Consider the following 21,810-nt stretch of genomic DNA (forward strand, 5'->3'; position numbering starts at 1 on the left):
GCGTGGTGGACGTAGGCGGCGTTGTAGAAGGCCGTCATCAGCTCGCGCAGGTGGCCGTCATCCAGCAGCTCGTCGACCTGCGCGGCGCTGAGCTGGTCCCCCACCTGCCCGGCGCTGGTCGGGCCGTTCGTCGGCCGGGCCCGTCGGCACGGGCGGGCCGCCGAGGGGAGCCGGGCCGTCGAGACCGCGCGGGGTGCCGGTGGGCCCGGCGGTGACGCCCTCGGCGTCCTGGGGGAGCGGGCCGCCCCGCAGACCGGTGTCCACGGGCGGGGGCAGGTGGCCGCCGGGGCCGTGCGGGCGCGCCTCCGGGTCGCCGGGTCGGCTCTCCGGGTCGCCGAAGTGGCTCTCCGGGCCCGGGGAGCGGTGCTCCGGGCCGTCGAGACGGTTCTCGGGGCCGGCAGGGCGGTGCTCCGGGTCGCCGACACGGTGTTCCGGGTCGGCCGGACCGGGTGTGTCGCCCAACGGGGACGGCGTCTCGCCAGGGTCGGCGCGCCCGGGGTCGAGGGTGGACGGCTGCTCACCGGGCTGCTGCGGCGCGTGCTCGGGACCGCGGGAGGGGCCGTCCCGGTCGACGGGCGGCGTCTCCCCGTCGGTGGGCGGGTCGACGGGCGGCGTGTCCCCGTCGGTGGGCGGGTCCAGCGGCGGCGCGTCCCCGCCGGCGGGCAGGTCGCCCGGGCCGGTGGGCGGGCGGGTGACGGACTCGTGGGTGGCGGGCGGGCCGGTGACAGGCGCGGGGTCCAAGGGCGCGGGGTCGCCAGGCGCGCCGTCGCGGGTCGGCGGCGTCTCGTCGCGGGTCCGGGGCCCGGCCTCGGCGACGGGGTCCCGGGTCACGGGCGGGGGTTCGCGCCGGCCGGTGGGGTCCGTCGAGCCGCCCGTGGTCGAGCGCGGCTCCGGCTCGTCGTCGATGTTCGTCGGCGGGCCGGGGCGCTGCGCGCCGGGCTCGCGCCCCTGTCCCCCGGGCAGCCCACCGTCCGTCACCGGCAGCGGGCCCCCGGTCACGTCGTCGTACGGGAGCGGCTGCTCGTACGGGGGCGGGTCGCCGCCCGGCCCGTCCGCGCCGGACTGCCCTGCCGGGGAGTCGTCGCCCGGCCGCCACGGGTCCTGCCCGGGGCCGGACCGGTCGGTCTTCGGGCCGTCCAGGCCGGCCGGGTCCCCGATGCCGTCTCCGCCCTGGCCGTGGCCGCCGGGCCCGGACTGCGGCCCGGGGCGGACGTGCTGGCCGAGGTCCTCGGCCCACTGCTGGGTGAAGCCGGTGATGACGGACGAGGTCACCGTGGCACCCGGGTTGAAGTCGCCGCCGAGGATCCCCCAGAGGAAGGTCTCGCCGAGGAGCTCGCCGGCTGCGGCGAAGATCTCCTGGCCGTACCGGTGGGTGCCGACCTTGGGGAACCACTTGGCGCCGGCCTGCATCACGCCGCTCGCCGTCGCCCCGATCAGCATGCCGGCGAGGAAGTCCAGCAGCACGTCGTTGCCGTCGATCTTGTCCCGGTTGCCCTCGGCCATCTGCAGGCCCTGGGCGGCCAGGCCCTGCCACAGCTCCTCGAAACCCTCGCCGATGGCGTCGAACGTCAGGTTGGCGATGCGTTGCAGGATGCGGCTGCGCAACTGCGCGATCAGGGTGCTGACGATCTCGCTGCCGGTCCGGATCAGGGCCGGCACCATGAAGGCGCTCGCTCCGCCGGACAGGGCCAGGAAGACGTCCCACAGCGTGGTGAACATCGCGATGGCGATGTTGTACTGCGTCTGCTCCGCGTCGAGGGCGAAGTCGTAGGCGCTCTGCCCGAGGGCGGTGGAGATGTCGCCGGCGACCGGCACGTTCGTGGTGAGGCTCTGCGCGAAGTGCTCGAACGCCTGCGCCGCGTCGCCGCTCAGGAGCGCGGGCATGTTGCCCGCGAGGCCGGCGGTCCCGGCCACCTCCTCGTTGAGGGTGTTGGTGAAGGCGAGCAGCTCGTCACCCATCTGGCGCAGGGCGGTCGGGTCCGCCTCCGGGTATTCCTCGCCGACGCCGTAGAGGATGGCGTCGTAGACCCACTGCCATTCCGGGTCGGTCGAGATGTGCAGGTCGGGCATCGGGCGCTATCCCTGAGCCGTGCCGTACGGCTCGGACGTGCCGTCGGGGTGGTAGTCGACGTACGTGGGCCCGGCGGGCGGATCGTCGGCCGGCGCGCGTTCCACCAGAAACAGCTGGTAGCCGTCCTTCACTTCGAACGGTGTGCCGCCCAGCCGCACGTCCGTCCCGGGCGGCAGGGGGGTGATCGCGCGGTAGTGGTTGGTGTCCACCCGCACGGTGCCCGGCGCGACCTCCCGGAAGTACACCACCTGCTGGTGGTCGCCCACCGGCACGCCGCCGACCATGACCTCGGCGTCCGGCGGCAGGGCCGGGGCGAGGACCGAGGAGCTGAGCGTGCCCGCCGGCACGGTGAGGACCAGCCCTGGCCTCAGCCGTTCCGGCTCCAGTCGGTCCGGCACGGTACGCAGCAGCGCCGGCCGTAGCTTCTCGTAGCGGCGGTTGTCCGTGGCGGGGTTGGTGCCGGAGTTCGGGCGGAGGTTCCCGAGGACGGTCCCGAGTTTGCGGCCGGCGCCGTACGCATCGTCGTCGGCGCCCCGGAAGGTCGTGCCGGAGACGGTCAGGCCGTCGGCCGTGTAGTCGAGCGTGTCGGCCGCCGCGCCGACGATGTTCTCCAGCGCGAGCAGCCCGGCGACGAACTTCTCGGCGAACTGCTGGCCCAGGTCGTCGGTGCCCCAACTGGTCCCGTACGTGTGGCGCAGGGCCTCGATGTACGCCTGGAGCTGGCGGAACGCGTCCGCCCGGCCGCGGTACTGGTCCCCGAGGCGGCCCAGGCCCTCCGGGTCGACGAAGAGGTCGCCGCTCATCCCGACACCCGCCCCAGCCCCAGCTGCTGCCGGACGCTGTTGACCATTCGTGGCTGCGGCGGCAGCAGCGTGTCGGTGTCCACGTCGCCGCTGATCAGGTCCCGGGCGTTCAGCCCGTCCGGCAGCAGGGGCGCGATGACCGCCGCGGCCTGCGACTGGGCCTCCTCCCTCGCCTCCCCGATGGTCTGCATGAGCAGGGTGCGCAGCTCGGCCGGCGCGAGCCGGCGGTAGGCGTTGGTGGGGAAGGAGATGTCCGAGACGACGCCGTTGTGCCCCACGGTCACGGACACCTCGCGCCGCGGCGACGTGCGGGTGACGGCGATCGACCGCATCCGCCGCCGCAGGGCGCCGAGGCCGTCGCGTTGCTGCTGGTACCGCTGGAACAGGCTTTCGATGCGCTCGCTGAACTCCACGCGCTCCTCCTTCGCCGGACGCGGCCCCCAGTACAGGACCGGCGGCGGCCGTGGCCAAGGCGCCGACGACCGATCAGGGCGGAACAGGCAGCGGATCTTCCCGAGTGTGCCGACAAGGCACCGGGAGGCAATCCGGGGCGTCGAACGGGCAGTCCCGTCGGCGGAAGCCTCCCGACGGGCGGGTCGATTGGCAAAACTGTCGCCGACGCCGGCGGAACCGGATCGCGGACCGCGCGGCGTCATCGCGGAACGACCGTTCGGAGGAGATTCGCTGTGACGATGCCAGTGGTGCAGACCAACGAACCGGGCATGCAGCAGGCGGCCCAGGAGTTCGCCAGCCGGGCAGAGGAGTTCACCACTCACCTGCGCAACGTCAACGACCAGATGGGAATGCTGCAGGCGTCCTGGACCGGTGAGGCGTCGGCTCAGTTCAACGCGGCCATGGACGCCTGGGAGAACGCGTTCCAGAAGGTGATCAACGAGCTGCTGACCATCATGGAGACCATGGGTGTCAACACCCGGTCCTACTCGGCCGCCGAGGACGAGGCGTCCTCCACGGCGGCGTCCTTCGCACAGGCGCTGCCGGGCTTCTGACCGAACCGTCGAGAAAGGATCTGACCGATGTCGAACTACCGTTTCAGTTTCACCCAGGCCGACGCCACGCTGACCGACATGAACGGGATCAACGGGCGTATCACCTCCGCGCTGGCCGAGATGGAGGGCAGCGTCGAGCGGACGCTCGCCGAATGGACCGGCGCGGCGCAGGAGCAGTACCAGGTGTCGAAGGCGGCCTGGAACGCGGCGGCCGCCCAGATGACGGTCGCGCTGGATTCGGCGCGGCAGACGCTGCTCAGCATCGCGGACAACTACGGCACCACCGAACAGAACGCGGCGAAGATCTGGAACGACGTCCGGGGCGGGTGACCGCGCGTCGGGGCTGCCGCGTGACGGCGGCCTCGACGCCCACCCGATCGGCACCATTCCTGGTCATCGTGTTCTGGAGGTCAGATGGTCGACTACAGCACGCCGAACGACGAAGCCATCAAGAGCCTGAGGCTGCTCGACCGATTCGACGGCGATCACTATCCTGGCTGGGCGTTCGACACCGTGGTGCGTATGCGGGAGGACGCCGCAGACAACTTCATGGACAACGAGTACACCCAGTACGAGACCAACATCTGGATCTACTACCGGGACCACATCCTCCCGCAGGACAAGTGGGAGAAGCTCGTCGAGAATCCGGCCCCCGACCCCGGCGACTACGACCCGGAGCGCCACTACACGGACAAGCCGCCCATCGACTTCGAGCCGCCGACGGGCGTGTACGGAAGGTCGGGCGACCGGGGCGAGGTCGTCATCAGTTCGGCGGCCATCGAATACTTCTGCCGACAGATCGAGAGCATCACCGAGGACGGGTCACTCACCCAGGCGGTGCGGAAACTGTCGGTGCTGGACATCAAACCGGGCACCTTCGGGCACGCCGTCGCCCTGCGGGAGGTGATCACCGGACCCAGCGGCTCCACCACCAACTACGGCCTCAAGGGCGACACCATCGGCTTCCTCAACGCGGTCGACCAGGCACTCGTCGGCCTCGCCAGGAACCTGCGCGCCATGCTGCGGGAATACGAGAGCGCCGAGGACCTCAACAAGCTGACCGCCGCCAGGTTCGACAACGCCATGCGGGACACCTGGTCCAAGATCGGCATGTTCAAGGACTACGGCAACAACAGTTCGGGCGTGCCGGGCGGCTCGACCGGTGGCGACGGCGACGACGAGGGCACCACCGACCAGCCGTAGGGAAGAGCCGGCCGTAGCCAGCCGGTCGTACTTCAGATGGATCGAGGATGAACCGTGGCGGACAACAACTCCGACCCCGATGCCGACTGGAAGCGGCCGAACATCGATCCGGACGCCGTCTTCGGCAGCACGGCGGCCACCGCCAAGGATCTCAACGACTACGTCGACTGGGCCAACAGCGACCCGCCGCAGTGGAAGAAGCTGAAGGCATCGGTCGTCGGGGTGTCGGCCACCGCCATCTCCGGGGCGGAGAAGACGGCGATCGCCAGCGGCATCGTCGACGCGCAGTCCCTCGCCGACGCCTACGGCGCCTTCCAGTACGCGTACGAGCTGCTGTCCTGGCTGGAGTCGTTCATCTACGACCAGGCGCACGCGATCGCGGGCGAGGACCGGGCGTGGGCGGGAGTGGCCGCCGAGGCGTTCCTCGCCAAGATGCAGTTGTTCGCCGACTACCTCGGGGCCAACGCCGAACGGATCGCCGGCGGGGGCGGCAGCGGGGGCACCGGATCGGTTCCCGACCAGCTCTGGAACAGCGCCAACTACCTCGCCTGGGCGCAGAACGCCATGGAGACGATCGACGTCGGCTGGGCGGAGATCGCCAAGGCGAACGGCGCGGGGGTAACCGACACCGGGCTCGTCGCGATCAGCTCGACCGAGTACGTCAAGCCGATGACCGCCCAGATGTTCGAGGTGGTGGACACGCTCGCCGGTCAGTACCAGCTCACGTACGGCCGGGTGGTCCCACCGACCCCGAGCCAGAACTTCCAGACGACACCGCCGACGACCACGACCAGGCCCACGACGACGCCGCCGGCCACCACCACCAAGCCGCCGACGACGACCACGAAGCCACCGCCCACCACCACGACGAAGCCGCCGCCGACGACGACCACGAAGCCGCCGCCCCCGAAACCCTCGCCCACGAAGCCGCCGACCGGCACGCCGCCTCCCACCTCGACCAAGCCGCCGACGACCACCGCCAAGCCGCCGACGGTCACGCCGCCGCCGCCGAAGCCGTCGTTGACGGCCCCGGTGGTGACTCCGCCGGTGACGCCGCGACCCTCGGCGACGGTCCCCCCGGTGGCGACGCCGCCGGTGACGAGGCCGCCGTTGTCGACCTCCGCGCCCGTGGTGACGCCGCCGGTGACGAGGCCGCCGTCGAGGTCCCCGGTGGTGACGCCGCCGCCGAAGCCGACGGTGACGGCCCCGGTCGTGACGCCCCCGGTGACGACGCGGCCGCCGGTGACGTCCCCTCCGGTGGTGACGTCCCCTCCGGTGGTGACGAGGCCGCCGACGCCCCTGCCGGTCGGCTCCCCGCGACCGCCCGGCGGCACGCCGCCGGTGACCACGCCCCCGCCGCGCGTGGACCGGCCCGGCGGTACGCCGTCGGCACCGACCGGCACGCCACCGCCCCGCAGCGGCGGGGTGCCGGACGGCCAGAACGGCGGCGGGCTCCCGGGGTTCGAGGCACCGGGCGTCGACGCTCCGCCGACGGTCGACCCGCCCGGCGTGGACGGGCCCGGTGGGCTCGCCCCGCCGGTGCTCGGCGGCGTGGATCCGCCCGACGCGACCGGTGGCGGCAGGCCGGACGGCACCTCCGGGGCACCCCCGTTCCTGCCGCCGCCGTCGGGTGCGCCCGGTGGCGCGGGGGGCGGTGCGCCCGACCGTCCGGACGCGTCCGGTCTGGTCGAGGGGGAGCGGCAGACCTGGGACCCGCCGCTCTCGGGCGGCGTCGACGTGCCGCACTCGCCGGGCGGCACGGAGGCCGGGGGCAGCGGGCTCGGCGCGTCCCCGCTGCCGCCCGCCCCGGCGGGGACCGGCGGCGTGCCCCCGTTCCTGCCGCCGCCGTCGGGTGCGCCCGGTGGCGCGGGGGGCGGCGCGCCCGACCGTCCGGACGCCTCCGGACTGGTCGAGGGCGAGCCGCAGACGTGGCAGCCTCCGGTGCCGGACGGCGTCGACGCGCCGGACGCCCCGCAGGGCGCGCCGCCCGGTGGATCCGGCCTGCCGCCGGTGGTGGCGCCGCCGGCCGCACCGGCCGATCCCGACGGGCGTGCCGCATCGGAGCGGCCGGACGCCGCCGAACTGCTCGACCCCGAACCGGGCTGGCACCAGGACCTGCCGGTGCCGCTGCCGCTGCCCGTGCCGTCGCGGGCCGCCGGCCCGCAGCGTGCCCCCGAGCCGCAGGGCACGCCCGGCGCGAAGCGTGCCGCCGGCCCGCAGGGTGACCCCGAGCCGCAGCGTGTGCCCGGCCCGGAACGTGTGCCCGGCCCGGAGCGCGGCGTCGACCCACCGGGCGGCCCCGCCGCGCCGGTGCGGCCGGGGTGGGCGGCCGCACCGGTCGGTTCGGTGCCCGGGCCCGGAGAACGCGAGAAGGCCGAGCGGCCCGAGGCCGCCGAGCTGCTGATCGAGGCCCCGACGAGCTGGGCCGCCGACGACGCGCCGGCTCCGGACCGGGTGCCGGTGGTACGCCCGACCGGCGAGCCCGAGGACACCAGCGCCTGGGACGCGCCGGGCGAACGGTGGTGGCTGGCCGGCGCGGACCTGCCGGCCGCCGACCCGGACCGGGCGGACCGGGGGACGGATGCGTAGCCGGCCGGAACCGGTCCGCACCTGGCGGTGGGACCGGCGGGGCACGCCCCTCGCCGAGGAACAGCCGCCCCGCTGCGGCGGGCCGGACTACACCGCGGCGGAACGGGCCGAGCTGCGCGCCCGGGCCGAGGCGGAGCGGCGGGCCCGGGCCGAGGCGGAGGCGGAGGAGCGCAGAGCGGCCGGGCGCGCCCGCGCCGGACGCCGGCCCGCCGCCGGCCCGGCCGACGTCGCCGACGACCCCATGGGCGAGGAGCCGGCGAACGACGCCGGGAAGGACACGCGGTACGCGGTCACGCTGCTGCGGGAGGACGACGCCTGGGGCGGCGGATGAGCAGCCGGACCCGAGGAGGGTGCACGTGAACACGATCACCGTCAAGCGGCCGCCGCGTGCCGCCGGACCGGAGGCCCCGGACGGGGAGGTCGAGCTCCAGGAGCCCCCGCTGATGGCCGAGGAGGCCCCGCTGGACTTCCGGTCGTTCGCCATGATGGTCCCGATGGGCCTGGGCATGGGCGGCATGATGATGATGTTCGGCCTGTTCAACCGCACCCCCATCCTGTACGTCATGGGCGGCGCGATGGCCGCCGGGATGCTGTTCATGGGGCTGGTCCAGATCGGCCGGGCCGCCGCCGACCGCAAGCGCAAGATGCGCGGTGAACGGCGGGACTTCCTGCGCTACGTCACCCAGCTCCGCCGGCAGGCCCGCAAGGCCGCCAACCAGCACCGGCAGGCCGTGCTGTGGGACAACCCCCAGCCGGACACGCTCTGGTCGGTGGCGATGAGCAGCCGCCTCTGGGAACGCCGGCCGAGCCACGACGACTTCGGCAGGGTGCGGATCGGCCTGGGCCGGCAGAACGCGATGATGCGGTTCCTGCCCCCGACCACCAAGCCGATCGAGGATCTCGAACCCCTCTCGTCGATCTCCCTGCGCCGCTTCTCCGAGGCGTACCGCACGGTGTCGGGCGTGCCGATCGCCGTCGGTCTGCGCAGCTTCACCAGCATCGAGTTCGAGGGCGAGGGCGGCCCGGCGGCCGAACTGGCGCGGGCGATGCTCGCCCAGCTGGCCACGTTCCACGCCCCCGACGAGCTGCGGATCGCGGTGCTGGCCGCCGAGGAGCACCGCGCCGAATGGGACTGGATCAAGTGGCTGCCGCACAACGCGCACCCCACCGCCCACGACGCCGCCGGCCCGGCGCGGCTCTTCGCCGCCGGCCACGACGAGCTGATGGACCTGCTCGGGCAGGAGGTGGTCGACCGCGGCGACCACGACCAGTCGGCCCGGCCCAGCTCGGCGGAGCCGTTCGTCGTCATCCTGGCGTACCTGGCGCGGCTTCCGGACAGCTCCCGCCTGTACGGCGCGGGGCTGCGCAACGTCGTGCTGCTCGACCTGACCGGGGCCCTGCCCGGCGGGCCGAGGGTGTTGCGGCTCGACGTGCGGGACACCGAGGTCGCCTTCCCCGCCGGTGACGAGACGCGGTCGGCCGAGCGCGACGGTCTCGGCGTGGTGCCGGCCGAGGCGCTGGCCCGCGTCATCGCGCCGAAGCGGACCAGCGGCACCCTCGAAGCGGTCGAGAAGCCCCTGGAGTCGAGCTTCGACCTGACCACCCTGCTCGGCATCCGCGACGCGCACACCTTCGACGTGCAGGCGTCGTGGCGCGGCCGGCAGCCGCAACGCTCCCGGCTCACCGTGCCGATCGGGGTCACCGCCGACGGCGAGGTCATCGAGCTCGACCTGAAGGAGTCCGCCCAGGGCGGGATGGGCCCGCACGGGCTCCTCATCGGCGCCACCGGCTCGGGCAAGAGCGAGCTGCTGCGTACCCTGGTCTGCGCGCTCGCCGCCACCCACTCCTCCGAGATCCTCAACCTCGTCCTGGTGGACTTCAAGGGCGGGGCGACGTTCCTCGGCATGGAGCGGCTGCCGCACACCTCGGCCGTCATCACCAACCTGGCCGACGAGCTGCCCCTGGTCGACCGGATGCAGGACGCGCTCAACGGTGAGCTGACGCGGCGGCAGGAGGTGCTGCGGGCCAGCGGCCACGCGTCGCTGTTCGACTACGAGAAGGCCCGCGCGGCCGGCGCCCCGCTCGTGCCGTTCCCGGTGCTGCTGGTCGTCGTCGACGAGTTCAGCGAGCTGCTGTCCAGCAAGAGCGAGTTCATGGACCTCTTCGTCTCCATCGGCCGGTTGGGCCGCAGTCTCGGCGTCCACCTGCTGCTCGCCTCGCAGCGGCTCGACGAGGGCCGGATCAACCGGGTCGAGGGGCACCTGTCCTACCGGCTGGCCCTGCGGACGTTCTCCACCATGGAGTCCCGCGCCGTCATCGGCGTCGGCTCCGCCTACGAGCTGCCGTCCGAGCCGGGCAACGGCTACCTGAAGGTCGACACCAGCAACCTGGTCCGGTTCAAGTCGGCGTACGTGTCCGGCCCGTACACCGGCGGGCGCCCGGTCGTGGACGAGCCCGGCCGGCAGGCCCGGGAGCCCGCCGACGTGGTCCTGTTCGGCACCCGGCAGGCCCGCGTCCGGCACGACCCGGCGCGGGCGGACGCCCCGTCGGCCGACCCGGCGGACGGGGCGGGAGCCGACGAGGAGGCCACCGGCCCCAGCCTCGTCGACGTCCTCGTCGGCCGGCTGGCGGGGTCGGGCCCGCCGGCCCGCCAGGTGTGGCTGCCGCCGCTGTCCGACCCGCCCAGCCTGGACACGCTGCTGCCCAGCGTCGTCCCGGACCCGGCGCGGGGCGCGACCGTCGGGGACCCGGCGCTGCGCGGACGCCTGCGGGTGCCGGTCGGGATCGTCGACCGGCCGCAGGACCAGCTCCGCGAGCTGTTCGTCGCGGACCTGTCCGGGGCCGACGGGCACGTCGGCGTCGCCGGTGCGCCGCAGAGCGGCAAGTCGACCCTGCTGCGCACCCTGATCCTGTCGCTGGCGGTGACCCACACCCCCGAGGAGGTGCAGGTCTACGGCCTCGACTTCAGCGGCGGCGGCCTGGCGGCGGTGGCCGGGCTGCCGCACGTCGGCTCCGTCGCGACCCGGCTGGAACGCGACCGGGTGGTCCGCACCGTCGAGGAGGTCCGGCAGGTCCTGGAGCGGCGGGAGGCCGAGTTCGTCGAGCGGGGAATCGACTCGGTCGCCACCTACCTGGCGCAGCGGGCGGCGGGCGCGATCGACGACCCGTTCGGGCACGTGTTCCTCGTCGTCGACGGCTGGTACACGGTGAAGCAGGACTACCCCGACCTGGAGCAGCGGATCGGCGAGCTGGCCTCCCGTGGCCTGTCGTTCGGCATCCACCTCGTCGTCACCGCGACCCGCTGGTCGGAGCTGCGGACCTGGCTGCGGGACCTGCTGGGCACGAAGGTCGAGCTGCGTCTCGGCGACTCGATGGAGTCGGAGGTGGGCTCGCGCAAGGCGGCCACCGTGCCGAACCAGCCGGGGCGCGGCATCACCGCGGACGGCCTGCACTTCCTGACCGCACTGCCCCGGATGGACGGCAGCTCGGCGGTCGACGACCTGGCGGAGGCCACCAAGGCGGTGACCGAGGAGATCCGGGTGTTCTGGCCGGGTCGCCTCGCCCCCGAGGTGCGGCTGCTGCCCACCCGGCTGCCCGTCGCCCAGCTGCCGCCGCCGGAGCCCGAGTTCAGGGTGTGCGTGGGCCGCGACGAACAGCGCCTCGCCCCGGTGTGGCACGACTTCCTGACCACCCCGCACCTGCTGGTGTTCGGCGACGCCGAGACCGGGAAGTCCAACGCGCTGCGCCTGGTGCTGGACGCGGTCCGCCGCCGCTACGGCCCGGACGAGGCGAAGGTCGTGCTGGGCGACACCCGGCGGGACCTGGACACCGCCCTGCCGGCCGACTACCAGGTCGGCACCGGCCTCACCGGCGACAGGCTGTTCGAGCTGGCGGGCCAGGCGGCGGTGTCGATGAGCCGCCGTATCCCCGGCCCGGACGTCTCGTCGGAGCGGATGCGCCGCCGGGACTGGTGGCAGGGCCCGGAGCTGTTCGTCGTCGTCGACGACTACGACCTGATGACCAGGGGCGTCGGCGCCGGCTCGACCCTCGACCCGCTGCTGCCGCTGCTGGCCCAGGGCGCCTACATCGGCCTGCACCTGATCGTCGCCCGGAGCACGTCCGGGGCGATGCGGGCGATGATGGACCCGGTCATCCGCCGGCTGTGGGAGCTCGGCAGCCCCGCCCTGCTGTTCTCCTACCCCAAGGAGGAGGGCAGGTTCCTCGGCGAGGCCACGCCGCGACAGTTGCCGGCCGGCCGCGCCCAACTGGTGACCCGGCGCGGCGTACGCCTGGTCCAGACCGGCTTCGTGACCACCGGGAGATGACGTGAACACCACACTGGACAACGACCTCTGCCGGATCAGCGTGACCGGCCCGCGGCGGAAGGTGGACCTGGCCGTGCCGTCGGGCACCCCGGTCGCGACGCTGCTGCCGATCCTGCTGCGACACACGGCGACGGCGGGCCCAGCCACCGACGCGGACGGCGCGGCCGGGTGGGTGTTGCAGCGGGTCGGCGAGGCCCCGTTCGACCTGGCCGGCACGCCGGAGAGCCTCGACTGGCTGGAGGGCGAGGAACTCGTGCTGCGCCCGGCCGAGGACCCGCTGCCGGAGCTGGACTTCGACGACCTGGCCGACGGCATCGCCACCAGCGTCAACCGCCGCGCGGACCGCTGGCAGCCGCACCACCGCCGCCGGCTCTTCCTCGCGCTCGCCGCCGTGGCGCTCGGCCTGCTCGGGTACGCGTCGGCGGCGCGCGGGCCGCTGCCGGCCCAGGTGGCCGGCACCGCCGTGCTGGCCGTCGCCTGCGGCGCCGCCGCGTTGCGGATCGCCCGACGGCTGGCCGACCCGGCGCTGTCGCTGGTGTTCGCCGTGGCGTCCGCGGCCTTCGCGGCCCTGGCCGCCGCCGCGGCCGTCGACGGCGCGCCGGAGCGGATCGCGGTCACGGCGGAGGCCGGCAGCGCCGCCGCGGTGGCCGCCACCGCCGTGGCCGTGCTGTTGATCGTCGCCCAGCGTACGGTCGCCCCGGCGCTGCCGCTCGCGCCGTTCCTCGTGGTGATCGTCGCCGCGCTGGTCGTGGTCTGCGTGATCTCGCTGCACGCCACGATGGGCATGAGCGCCGAGCGGGCCGCGGCGGTGGCGGCCACGGCGGTGGTCGTCGCCGTGGTGCTGGCACCCAGGGCGGCGATCCGGATGTCCGGGCTGCGGGGGCCGCAGCTGCCCAAGACGGGTGCCGACATGACCGTCGACATCGAGCCCGCGCCGTCGGACGAGGTCCGGGACCGCACCTACCTGGCCGACACCTACCTGACCGTGACGATGGTGGTCGCGGCGCTGCTGCTGCCGGTGCTCTTCCTGTTCGTCATGGCGACGCCGGGCTGGGTCGGCTGGACCCTCGTGACGGTCCTGGCCAGCGCGGTCCTGCTGCGGGCCCGCACGTTCACGGGCCTGTGGCAGCGGGTGGCTCTGGTGGCCGCCGGAGGATCCGGATTCCTGCTGGTGGTCACGACGTTCGCCGCGCGGGCGACGCCGGGGGCACGGCTGGGCCTGCTCGTCGCCCTGGCCTGCCTCGTCGTGGCGCTGGTGCTCGCGGCGATCCGGCCGTGGCCGCGCCGGATGCTGCCGATCTGGGAGTACCTGGCGACGTTCTTCGACGTCACGACCGGGCTGGCGGTGCTTCCGTTGCTGGCGCACGTCCTGGGCGTCTACGCCTGGGCCCGGGGCCTGTTCGGTTAGGGGCGGGGATGCAGACCCAGCGGGACCACGTCCACGCGTACCAGTTCATGATGGACCGGCTCAGCTGCGCCCTCGTGCTCGGCGACCCCGGCACGGCGGTCTTCCCGGCCCGGCGGGCCCTGACCGGTCTCGGCTTCGGCATCCTGGTCGCGGTGCTCGTCGCGGCCGGGTTCGGCGTCTACGGCTGGATCGTCCCGGGCGGCAGCGCGGCCTTCCGGGAGAAGGGCGCGATCCTCGTCGAGAAGGAGTCCGGCACGCGGTACGTCTATCTCGACGGGGTGCTGCACCCCACCCCGAACCTGGCGTCGGCGATGCTGCTGCAGGGCGGCCAGGCGAAGGTCAAGCTGATCTCCCGCAACTCGCTGCGGGACGTCCCGCGCGGCCCGGCCCTGGGGATCGCGGACGCCCCGCAGCTCGTGCCGTCGCCGGCCGAGCTGACCACCGGTCCGTGGCTGGCCTGCCTGCCCGGCTCGGTCGTCGACGCCCCCGGCGAGTCCCTCGGCGTCAACCTCGACCCGCGCGCCGTCGCCGAGCCGCTGCCCGCCGGGCGGTTCCTGCTGGTGCGGGGGCCGGACGGGGCGCGGTTCCTGATCCACGCCGGCGCGAAGCACCGGGTGCTCGACGACGCGGTCCCGGTCGCGCTCGGCGCCCTCGACGCCCGCCCGGTCCGGGCGCCGCAGCGGTGGCTCGACTGGCTCCCGGACGGCCCGGCGCTGCGGGCGGCCACCATCGCGGGGGCCGGCGCGGCGGGCCCGCAGGTCGGCGGGCGCAGCCGCCCGATCGGCACCCTGTACCGGCAGGAGCTGGCCTCCGGCGAGCGGCGCTACTTCGTGCTGCGCGGCGACGGCCTCGCCCCGGTGAACCGCACCGAGGCCCTGTTCCTGGAGGCAGGGCCGGCCGGGGCCGCGATCGAGCTGGACACCGCCGCGCTGGCCGAGGCGCCCAGGTCGGCGGACCGCTCGCTGCTGTCCCGGCTGCCCGACCTGTCGGCGGCCGGGTGGCAGGACCCGGGCGGCCGGGTGCTGTGCCTGCGGCAGCAGCCCACCTCGGCCAGCACGTACGCCAGCACGGTCGTCCTGGCCCCGCGCGAGCAGGCCGCGGTCGACGCCCGGGGGCGGGGCTTCGTGCACGCGGGACCCGCCTCCGGCATGCTCGTCGTCGCCGTCCCGGGCGACGGGACGGGCCCCGCGCCCGGGATGTCGCTGATCTCCGACGGCGGCGTCGCGTTCCCGCTCGCCGACGCGCAGGCGGTGGCGGCGCTCCAACTCGGCGGGCGACCGCCCGTCCCCTTTCCCCGCCAGCTGCTGGCGGTGCTGCCGCAGGGCCCCCGGCTGAGCCGGGCCGCGGCGGCGGAACAGATCACCCGGCAACCCGCAGGAGGCGAGCGTGCAAGCTGAGGTCAGGGCCGTGCTGGACCGCGCCGAGCGGCTGCGGCAGCGGATGGCCAGCGCCCAGGAGGAGCTGGGCCGCACGTCGGTGACGGGCCGGGCCGGCGGGGGACTGGTGACGGTGACCCTGTCCGGGCTGGGCGAGCTGCGGCAGGTGCACGTCGACCCGGCGGTGTTCGCCGAGGGCGACGCCGGGCGGTTGGAGGAGCTGTTCGTGGCGGCCGTGCGGGACGGGGCGGAGTCGGTCCGCCGCCTCGCGTCGGCCAGGATGGGGCCGATCGAGTTCATGTCCGTCTTCTGAGCGCCGGGCGGGTCGGGTCAGCCAGCCTGCGGCCCGCCGACGGTGAGGTTCTCCGGCAGCGGCCTGGTGTGCAGGACGACCAGCTCCGCGACGGCCCGGGTGAGGGCGACGTAGAGGCGGTTCATCCCGCGGGGCTCGGCGGCGACGATGTCGGCCGGCTCCACCAGCACCACGCGGTCGTACTCGAGGCCCTTGACCTGGCTGACCGGCACGGCGCCCAGGGCGGCGGCCAGGTGGTCGGGGGCGATGACGGTGCCCGTCTCGCGGGCGACGGCCTCGGCCAGGTCGTCGACCTGTCGGATCTCCAGGCTGCCGCCGGGCCGGAAGGACCGGGTGGGCGGGATCCCCGGCGCGAGGGCGCGGGCGGCGAAGTCGGCGATGACCTGCGGCACCCGGTAGCCGGTGGGCAGGTCGAGGGTCCTGGCCTCGCGCTTGCCCAGCCGCCGCACCAGCTCCGGCCAGGAGTCGGCGGCCAGCGGGTGGGTGGCCTGGCCGAGGTCGCCCACGATGGTCATCGAGGCGTGCGCGGCGCGGCGGGCGATCATCCGGCACTCCATCGGCGACAGGTCCTGCGCCTCGTCGAGGATGACGTGCAGGTAGGCGTCGGCGACGGGTTCCTCGGTCTCGGCCACCGGCAACGGCTCGGCCAGCACCGGCACGTAGCCCTCCTCGCCGTACGGGTCGAAGCCGTCGACCCAGCTCACCACCTGGTGGCCCTCGCGCAGGATGATGGCGGCGGCCCACCGCTGCGCCGACCAGTAGCCGTTGTGGTCGATGGACTGGCCGGACGACGCCATCGGCGTGGCCAGGCCGGGCGCGAAGAGCTGCCAGCCGTCGTTGAGGCTCCAGCTCAGCACGAAGGTCTCCGCGAGGCGGGCGCCGCTGCGCAGCTCACGGAGCTGCCACTCCGGCTTGGCCCGGGTCGGCTCCGGCAGCCTGCCCAGGATCTCGGCCAGCTCGTCGAGCAGCGGGACGTCGTCGACCGACCACTGCCCGTCCTGCGCGGGCAGGACGTCCTGCGGGGTCAGCGGCGGCCACCACGCGTTCAGGAAGGCCTCCGGCGCTTCCCCGCCGTCCAGCAGTTCGGCGAGCACCCGCGCGGCCTCGGCCCGCGCACCGTTGACGGTGACGCCCCTGGCCTCGCACCTGCGCCGGATCTCGACGCGGGCCTTCGCCAGGTCGTCGGCGGTGAGGCCGCGCAGGTGCTCCGGCGCGTGGGGCGGGGTGTCCCAGGCCAGGTCGGCCAGCACCCGCACCATCTTCAGGTCGCCCTTGGACCGGGCCACGGCGGCGGGATCCCGCCGGGTGGCGACGACGCCGTCGAACAGCTCACCGATCGCGCGCAGGTGGACGCTGTCCTCGCCGAGCCCGGGCAGCACCTTGCCGATGTACTCCGTGAACACCGTCGACGGTCCGACCACCAGCACCCGCCCGTCGGTGAACCTGCCCCGGTCGGTGTAGAGCAGGTAGGCCGCGCGGTGCAGGGCCACCTGCGTCTTGCCGGTGCCCGGCCCGCCGGTGATCAGCGTGACGCCGTGTGCGGGGGCGCGGATCGCCTCGTCCTGCTCGCGTTGGATCGTCGCGACGATGTCGCGCATGTGTTCGCCGCGCGCCCGGGTCAGCGACGTGAGCAGGGCTCCTTCGCCGACCACGCCGTCGACGTCCCGCGTGGTGAGGACCTCGTCGTCGAGGCCGACGACCCGGTCACCCGCGCAGGTGATGACGCGGCGTCGTGCCACCCCGAGCGGCTCGCCCGGGGTGGCGCGGTAGAACGGCGCGGCGGCGGGCGCGCGCCAGTCCACGACGAGCGGCTCCCGGTCCTCGTCGCGGACGCCGAGCCGGCCGATGCGGTAGGTGTAACCGTCGTCGAAGTCCAGCCGGCCGAAGACGATGCCCTCCTCCTGGCCGTCGAGCTCTGCGAGCCTGGCGGCGGCGCCCAGGACCATGGCGTCCCGCTCGACCAGGCCGGTGACCGGCCCGGAGCCGGCGCGGCGGTGTCCCTCCGCGCTCAACTGCCTCGTCTGCTCGCGCATGACCTCCAGGCGCGCGTACACCCGGTCGACCACCTGCTGCTCGACGGCGATCTGGTGTGCTGCTTCCGACACGGTGCCCCCCGATTCCTGCGTGCGTCGCCCCGCGCGGCCCTGGCCGGGCGCCTCGGCGTGCGCGTGTCGGGTCGACAGGCGCGCGGCGGCTGCGGCCCGCGCCTCACGGCGCGCGCGGCCGGCGCGGACGGGTCGACACTATGCGTCGGCCGGGGACAGAAGATCGGCATCCCGGACGATTCGGGCGGCTTGACCGGCCCATATGATGGAGATGGCACAGGGGGCGGGCGCGGCCCGCCGGTTCGTTCGCCTGGGCGGTGGTGACACCCGCCGGTGCTCCGGGGAGACATGCCGGGGCACGCCTCCCCGGAGCGCGGCCTTGTCAGGCGACCGTGCAGGACGCGCCGTTGAGGGCGAACGAGGTCGGCTTGGCGGCGTTGCCGCCGTGGGTGACCTGGAAGCCGATGTCGATCGATCCGTTGGCGGGGATGGCCGCGTTGTAGGCGAGGTTCCTGGCCGTCACCTGCCCGGAGGTGGGGGAGTAGGTGGCGTTCCAGCCGGAGGTGATGGTCTGCCCGGCGGGCAGACCGAACACCAGGGACCAGCCGTTGACGGCACTGGCGCCGGTGTTGGTGATGGTGAGGTTCGCGGTCAGCCCGGTGTTCCAGGCGTTGACGGCGACGGTCACGCGACAGGCGCCGGAAGCCGGTGGCGTGGTGGGGGGCGGGGTCGGGCTGGGGGTCGTGGTGGGGGTGGGCGTCACGGTGGGGCTGGGCGTGGTGGTCGGGCTCGGCGTGCTGGTCAGGCCGAAGAACGCGATGGCGGCCGCGGCCATGCCGCCGGCGGGAAGGCTGTGCCCGGCGCCCTGGATGCTGTACGCCTCGACCTGGACGGTGCCGCTGCCGTCGGCGTAGCGGCGGCGGTTCCAGCCGGCCTGCGGGGTGTCGCTGGACGTGGGGGTCTGGCTGAGGCCGAACACGTTCGTCCACTGCTCGATCGACTCCTGGAGCAGGCTGTACGGCACGAGCGTGTCGGCGGTGCCGTGCCACACCTGCACCCGCGGGCGCGGGCCGGAGTAGCCGGGGTACGCCTGCTGGCGGACCGCGTCGCCCCACTGCTGCGGGGTCCGGTTCATGCTGCCGCCGGTGCACTGGCTGCTGCCGGGCGGGTAGTCCGCCGCGCCGGCGAAGCAGTTGTAGGGCACTCCCATGAACGCGGCGCCGGCCTTGAACACCTCGGGGTAGACGGCCAGCATGTGGTTGGTCATCATGCCGCCGGACGAGCTGCCGGTGGCGTAGACCCGCTCGGGGTCGGCGCCGTACTGCTGCTGCGCGTAGCGGACCATCGACACGAGCGACACCGGGTCGCTGCCGCCGTCGTGGCGCTTGGCGGCGTCCGACCAGGTGTCGAAGCAGTTGCCGAAGCCGGCCTGCTGGGTCGCGGTCGGGTAGATCACGATGAACCCGTACCGGTCGGCGAGGGAAGCGAACTCGCTGCCGGAATAGAAGGCGGGGCCCGAGCCGCCGCAGCCGTGCATGGCGATCACCGTCGCCGGGTGGGCCGGGCGGTTGTCCGGCACGTAGACGTGCATGCGCATCCGGCCCGGGTTGTTGCCGAAGCTGGTCACCTCGACCAGCGACGCCGCGTACGCGGGCTGGAATGTCGGCGCCACCAGGCCGGCCGCCACCAGGGTCGTGGCCAGGCCGAGCAGCAGTTTCCTTCTGATTCTCACGGGGACGACTCCTTCGGTCACCTGTGCGGGTGTGCGGGTGTGCGGGCTGGGTCGGGCCACGCCTCCCGGTCGGGGTCGCCCGGCCCCGTGGGATGCGTGTCGCCCACTGCGTGTGCTCGCCCGCCCGGCTCCGTAGGGCATCGCGTAGCAGTTAGTGTTCCCCCGGGGCACACAAGTGTCAATCGAGATGGCTCGATCATCGTGGGTCGTCGACCCGGCCGCGGCGGGCCCGCCGGGTCGCTCTGCCGCACCGACGGCGCCCGGCACGGCGAGCCGGCCCGTCGGGAGATCCGTCTACAGTCGTGGGTTGTCCCCGAGACTTCGAGCCCGGAGCGCCTGTGGCAAGCCCGTTCAGCATCGAGGAGATCTATCCGGACGACGGGCGCCCGCTGCGGCTGCCCCGGAGGCAGGCCGGCAACTCGCCCCAGGGGGTCGCGGTGACCCTGCTGGCGGACTACACCCTGCGGGCCCGGGCCGCGCTCCCGTCCGCCGCGATCGTCGCGCTGCTCGCCGAGGCCGGGGTGTCCACGGCCGGCGCGCGGACCGCGATCAGCCGGCTGGCCCGCCGGGGCGTGTTGGAGGGCAGTCGCCAGGGCCGGCGCAGCGCCTACCGGCTGAGCCCTCTCGCCGCCGCGAACCTGGCCGCCGGAGGGAACTGGATCGTGGCCTCCACCGCCGCGGCGGTGCCGTGGGACGGGCGCTGGACGATCGTGGCCTTCTCGCTGCCGCAGGAGCGCAGCGCGCAGCGGCGGGCCCTGCGCGGCCAGCTCCGCTGGCTCGGCTACGCGCCGCTGTACGACGGGTTGTGGATCTCGCCGCACGACCTGACGCCGAAGGCGCGGGCGCACCTCGCCGAGCTCACCCCCGGCGCCGTCACGGTGTTCCGTGGTCGGCAGGCCGCGCTCGACGCGCTCGGCCACCGGGCTCCCGTCGACGCCTGGGACATCGACGTGATCAGCCGGCACTACCAGGCGTTCCTGCGGCGGTGGACCCCGTTGCTGCCCCGGGTGCGGTCCGGACGGATCGACGGCGCGGCGGCGGTGCGGGCGCGCACCGAGGTCATGGACACCTACCGGCGCTTTCCCGTCCTCGATCCGCAGTTGCCCCTGGAACTGCTGCCGACGGGGTGGCCCAGGCAGCGGGCCCGGGAGTTGTTCGCGGCGGTCTACGACGGCCTCGCCGCACCCGCCGAGCGGCACGTCCGGGCGGTCGTCGCGCGGTTCGCCGACGGCGCGCAGCCCGGCATCGCCGCCCACACCACCGCCGACCTCCTCGCCGGCGAATGCGTCGCCCCGCCCGCGCCGTGACCTCACCGCCGTCGCGGGGACGCGCGGCGGGGGCGTCCCGCCCGCCAGGCGGAGGAGATCAGGAATCGAGAAGCACGGTCACGCCGTCCGGCCTAGCCTTTTGCCAGGTAGCCGGTACTCCGCCGGCCCGCAACGGCGCAAGGGAGCCCCCGCATGTCCTCCACGGATTCCACGACCGCGTCCGACGGCTTCACCCCCGAGGAGCGTGCCGCGATGAAGGAGCGCGCCGCCGAGCTGCGCGCCGAGGGCAGGAAGGGCGCCAAGAAGGCCGACGGGATTCAGGCGGTCCTCGACCGGATCGCGCAGATGGCGCCGGAGGACCGCGCGCTCGCCGAGCGCGTGCACGTGGCGGTGACCGCCGCCGCCCCGCAGCTGTCGCCCAAGACCTGGTACGGGATGCCCGCCTACGCCAACGCGGACGGCAAGATCGTCGTCTTCTTCCAGGACTCGGGCAAGTTCAACTACCGCTACTCGACCCTCGGCTTCCAGGACGCGGCCAACCTCGACGACGGGGACCTGTGGCCGGTGGCGTACGCGCTGCGGGCGTGGAGCCCCGCCGTCGAGCGGAAGGTCGTCGAGCTGGTCAGGGCCGCGGTCTCCTGAGCGGGGGCGGCCGGCCGTGCTCGATCGTGAGCGTGGCCAGCAGTCCCGGGTGGTCGGTGGCGTCGCGCATGTCCACCGACCGGCCGGCGCCGACGGTGACGCCCGCCGTGGCGACGATCTGCTGCACGGCGCCGTCGTCGACCCGGGAACGGTCCGGCGGCACGCACGACCGCAGGTCGGGTGAGCCGCCGGCGCGGAGGTTCAGGTCGCCGCCCAGGACGGTCGGCGCGTGCCCGGCGCGGCCGAGGACCGCCGGCACGACCGCGTCGAACAGGTGGCGGCACTGGGCGAGCGCCGTGCTGGCGCTGAACGCCGCCAGGTGCGTGGTGCAGGCGTTGACGACGTCGGGGACGTGCACGCAGAGCCAGGCCCGCAGCTCCGGGTCCGCGAGGTCCTGCACCGGGTAGATCCCGCTGTGCACCGTGTGTCCCCGGTGCGGCACGGGCAGCCGGACCAGCAGGCCGATGCCGTACGGCTGGCCGTCGCGACACCGGGTGACGCCGCGGCTCGGGCGGTCGCCGGCGGCCCTGAACTCCGCCACCACCGTGCCACCGCGGTGGACCCGCGCGAACATCCGCCCGAGTTCGGGCACGTCGCCCTGGCAGATCTCGTTCAGGGACACCAGCTGCGGTGCCTCGGCGCGGATCACCTCGGCGGCCCGGGGCACCGCCCGGCCGGTGTAGCAGCCGGCCCGGCCGCTGTTGCAGAGGTTCAGCTGGAGCACCGTGAGCGTCGTGGACGTGACGGGGGACGCCGGTGCCGCGGCGGGTAGCGCGGCGGCGACGACCAGGAGCCCGGCCGCCAGGGCCCGGCGGAGGACGCGGCGCCGACGACCGACCACGGCCGGATCCTACTGCGCGGCGGCCGGCGGCGTCGGCGTGGCGACCGGCGACCCGACCCGGCGCGGGCAGTTCGGCTGCCCCGAGTGGCGGCCCGAACCGGTGCGATTCGGCAGGACTTGACGAACGACCTTGTTATCGTTCACAGTCGATGCCGAGGATAGCCAGCGTCGATGGCCCACCGGGCGG

17 protein-coding genes are annotated in these 21,810 nt (G+C 74.5%); 11 read left to right on the forward strand and 6 right to left on the reverse strand.

The genetic code is table 11. From position 1 onward, the window contains the following. Positions 1-57: 57 nt before the first annotated feature. Genes LPA42_RS24775 through LPA42_RS24785 form a run of 3 tightly spaced genes read right to left on the reverse strand, consistent with a single transcriptional unit; the run spans position 58 to position 3,287 of the window. A complete protein-coding gene (locus tag LPA42_RS24775) occupies positions 58-2,070 on the reverse strand; it encodes a WXG100 family type VII secretion target (RefSeq protein WP_228986898.1) in 2,013 nt (670 codons plus the stop codon). A gap of 6 nt (positions 2,071-2,076) precedes the next feature. Continuing rightward, complete coding sequence (locus tag LPA42_RS24780) at positions 2,077-2,874, reverse strand: hypothetical protein (protein WP_077937377.1); 798 nt, start codon at positions 2,872-2,874, stop codon at positions 2,077-2,079. Further along, positions 2,871-3,287 carry a YbaB/EbfC family nucleoid-associated protein gene (locus LPA42_RS24785; RefSeq protein ID WP_091281714.1) on the reverse strand — a complete coding sequence of 139 codons (417 nt, stop codon included), beginning with the start codon at positions 3,285-3,287 and terminating at the stop codon, positions 2,871-2,873. The genes LPA42_RS24780 and LPA42_RS24785 overlap by 4 nt, the downstream gene beginning before the upstream one ends. 273 nt (positions 3,288-3,560) lie before the next feature. Between LPA42_RS24785 and LPA42_RS24790 the strand changes: the two genes are divergently transcribed. From LPA42_RS24790 to LPA42_RS24830, 9 genes are all read left to right on the forward strand, one after another. After that, complete coding sequence (locus tag LPA42_RS24790) at positions 3,561-3,881, forward strand: WXG100 family type VII secretion target (protein WP_074478817.1); 321 nt, start codon at positions 3,561-3,563, stop codon at positions 3,879-3,881. 27 nt (positions 3,882-3,908) lie between these two features. After that, positions 3,909-4,211, forward strand: coding sequence for a WXG100 family type VII secretion target (locus LPA42_RS24795; protein WP_074478818.1), 303 nt, complete (start codon positions 3,909-3,911; stop codon positions 4,209-4,211). 84 nt (positions 4,212-4,295) lie between these two features. Further along, a complete protein-coding gene (locus LPA42_RS24800; protein WP_077937379.1) occupies positions 4,296-5,084 on the forward strand; it encodes a hypothetical protein in 789 nt (262 codons plus the stop codon). A 54-nt stretch (positions 5,085-5,138) separates the two neighbouring features. Beyond that, the gene (locus LPA42_RS24805; protein ID WP_144082616.1) at positions 5,139-7,673 is read left to right on the forward strand and encodes a hypothetical protein; all 2,535 of its coding nucleotides are present in this window, start codon (positions 5,139-5,141) and stop codon (positions 7,671-7,673) included. Then, positions 7,666-8,004, forward strand: coding sequence for a hypothetical protein (locus tag LPA42_RS24810; RefSeq protein ID WP_077937382.1), 339 nt, complete (start codon positions 7,666-7,668; stop codon positions 8,002-8,004). Before LPA42_RS24805 ends, LPA42_RS24810 begins: the two co-directional genes overlap by 8 nt. A gap of 25 nt (positions 8,005-8,029) precedes the next feature. Then, complete coding sequence (eccCa, locus tag LPA42_RS24815; protein WP_077937383.1) at positions 8,030-11,998, forward strand: type VII secretion protein EccCa; 3,969 nt, start codon at positions 8,030-8,032, stop codon at positions 11,996-11,998. 1 nt (position 11,999) lies between these two features. Then, positions 12,000-13,406 (forward strand): type VII secretion integral membrane protein EccD, encoded by a 1,407-nt coding sequence (gene eccD / locus LPA42_RS24820; RefSeq protein ID WP_077937384.1) that lies wholly within the window; start codon positions 12,000-12,002, stop codon positions 13,404-13,406. A gap of 8 nt (positions 13,407-13,414) precedes the next feature. Next, positions 13,415-14,803 carry a type VII secretion protein EccB gene (eccB, locus tag LPA42_RS24825; protein ID WP_077937385.1) on the forward strand — a complete coding sequence of 463 codons (1,389 nt, stop codon included), beginning with the start codon at positions 13,415-13,417 and terminating at the stop codon, positions 14,801-14,803. Beyond that, positions 14,793-15,095, forward strand: a complete 303-nt coding sequence (locus tag LPA42_RS24830) for a YbaB/EbfC family nucleoid-associated protein (RefSeq protein WP_144082617.1) — start codon at positions 14,793-14,795, stop codon at positions 15,093-15,095. Before eccB ends, LPA42_RS24830 begins: the two co-directional genes overlap by 11 nt. 17 nt (positions 15,096-15,112) lie before the next feature. Here LPA42_RS24830 and LPA42_RS24835 read toward each other — a convergent pair whose 3' ends face one another. Then, positions 15,113-17,200, reverse strand: coding sequence for a UvrD-helicase domain-containing protein (locus LPA42_RS24835; RefSeq protein ID WP_077937387.1), 2,088 nt, complete (start codon positions 17,198-17,200; stop codon positions 15,113-15,115). A 322-nt stretch (positions 17,201-17,522) separates the two neighbouring features. Continuing rightward, positions 17,523-18,872: a PHB depolymerase family esterase gene (locus LPA42_RS24840; protein ID WP_228986899.1), complete on the reverse strand. Its 1,350-nt coding sequence runs from the start codon at positions 18,870-18,872 to the stop codon at positions 17,523-17,525. A gap of 338 nt (positions 18,873-19,210) precedes the next feature. On the opposite strand from LPA42_RS24840, the gene LPA42_RS24845 reads away from it, so the two are divergent. After that, entirely contained in the window at positions 19,211-20,179 is a 969-nt protein-coding gene (locus LPA42_RS24845) for a PaaX family transcriptional regulator C-terminal domain-containing protein (protein WP_077937389.1), read from the forward strand. A gap of 153 nt (positions 20,180-20,332) precedes the next feature. Beyond that, complete coding sequence (locus tag LPA42_RS24850; RefSeq protein ID WP_077937390.1) at positions 20,333-20,782, forward strand: iron chaperone; 450 nt, start codon at positions 20,333-20,335, stop codon at positions 20,780-20,782. Here LPA42_RS24850 and LPA42_RS24855 read toward each other — a convergent pair. Beyond that, positions 20,763-21,623, reverse strand: a complete 861-nt coding sequence (locus LPA42_RS24855) for an endonuclease/exonuclease/phosphatase family protein (protein ID WP_198956527.1) — start codon at positions 21,621-21,623, stop codon at positions 20,763-20,765. The two genes, LPA42_RS24850 and LPA42_RS24855, sit on opposite strands and share 20 nt — an antisense overlap. Positions 21,624-21,810: the final 187 nt, after the last annotated feature.

Source organism: Micromonospora sp. DH13, from assembly GCF_020873825.1.
Classification (GTDB): Bacteria; Actinomycetota; Actinomycetes; order Mycobacteriales; family Micromonosporaceae; genus Micromonospora; species Micromonospora haikouensis.

Bases quoted from the DNA above. Each gene is read 5' to 3' on its own strand.
- LPA42_RS24775 (WP_228986898.1), bottom strand. From the start codon at position 2,070: ATGCCCGACCTGCACATCTCGACCGACCCGGAATGGCAGTGGGTCTAC.
- LPA42_RS24780 (WP_077937377.1), bottom strand. From the start codon at position 2,874: ATGAGCGGCGACCTCTTCGTCGACCCGGAGGGCCTGGGCCGCCTCGGG.
- LPA42_RS24795 (WP_074478818.1), top strand. From the start codon at position 3,909: ATGTCGAACTACCGTTTCAGTTTCACCCAGGCCGACGCCACGCTGACC.
- LPA42_RS24800 (WP_077937379.1), top strand. From the start codon at position 4,296: ATGGTCGACTACAGCACGCCGAACGACGAAGCCATCAAGAGCCTGAGG.
- LPA42_RS24810 (WP_077937382.1), top strand. From the start codon at position 7,666: ATGCGTAGCCGGCCGGAACCGGTCCGCACCTGGCGGTGGGACCGGCGG.
- eccB (WP_077937385.1), top strand. From the start codon at position 13,415: ATGCAGACCCAGCGGGACCACGTCCACGCGTACCAGTTCATGATGGAC.
- LPA42_RS24850 (WP_077937390.1), top strand. From the start codon at position 20,333: ATGTCCTCCACGGATTCCACGACCGCGTCCGACGGCTTCACCCCCGAG.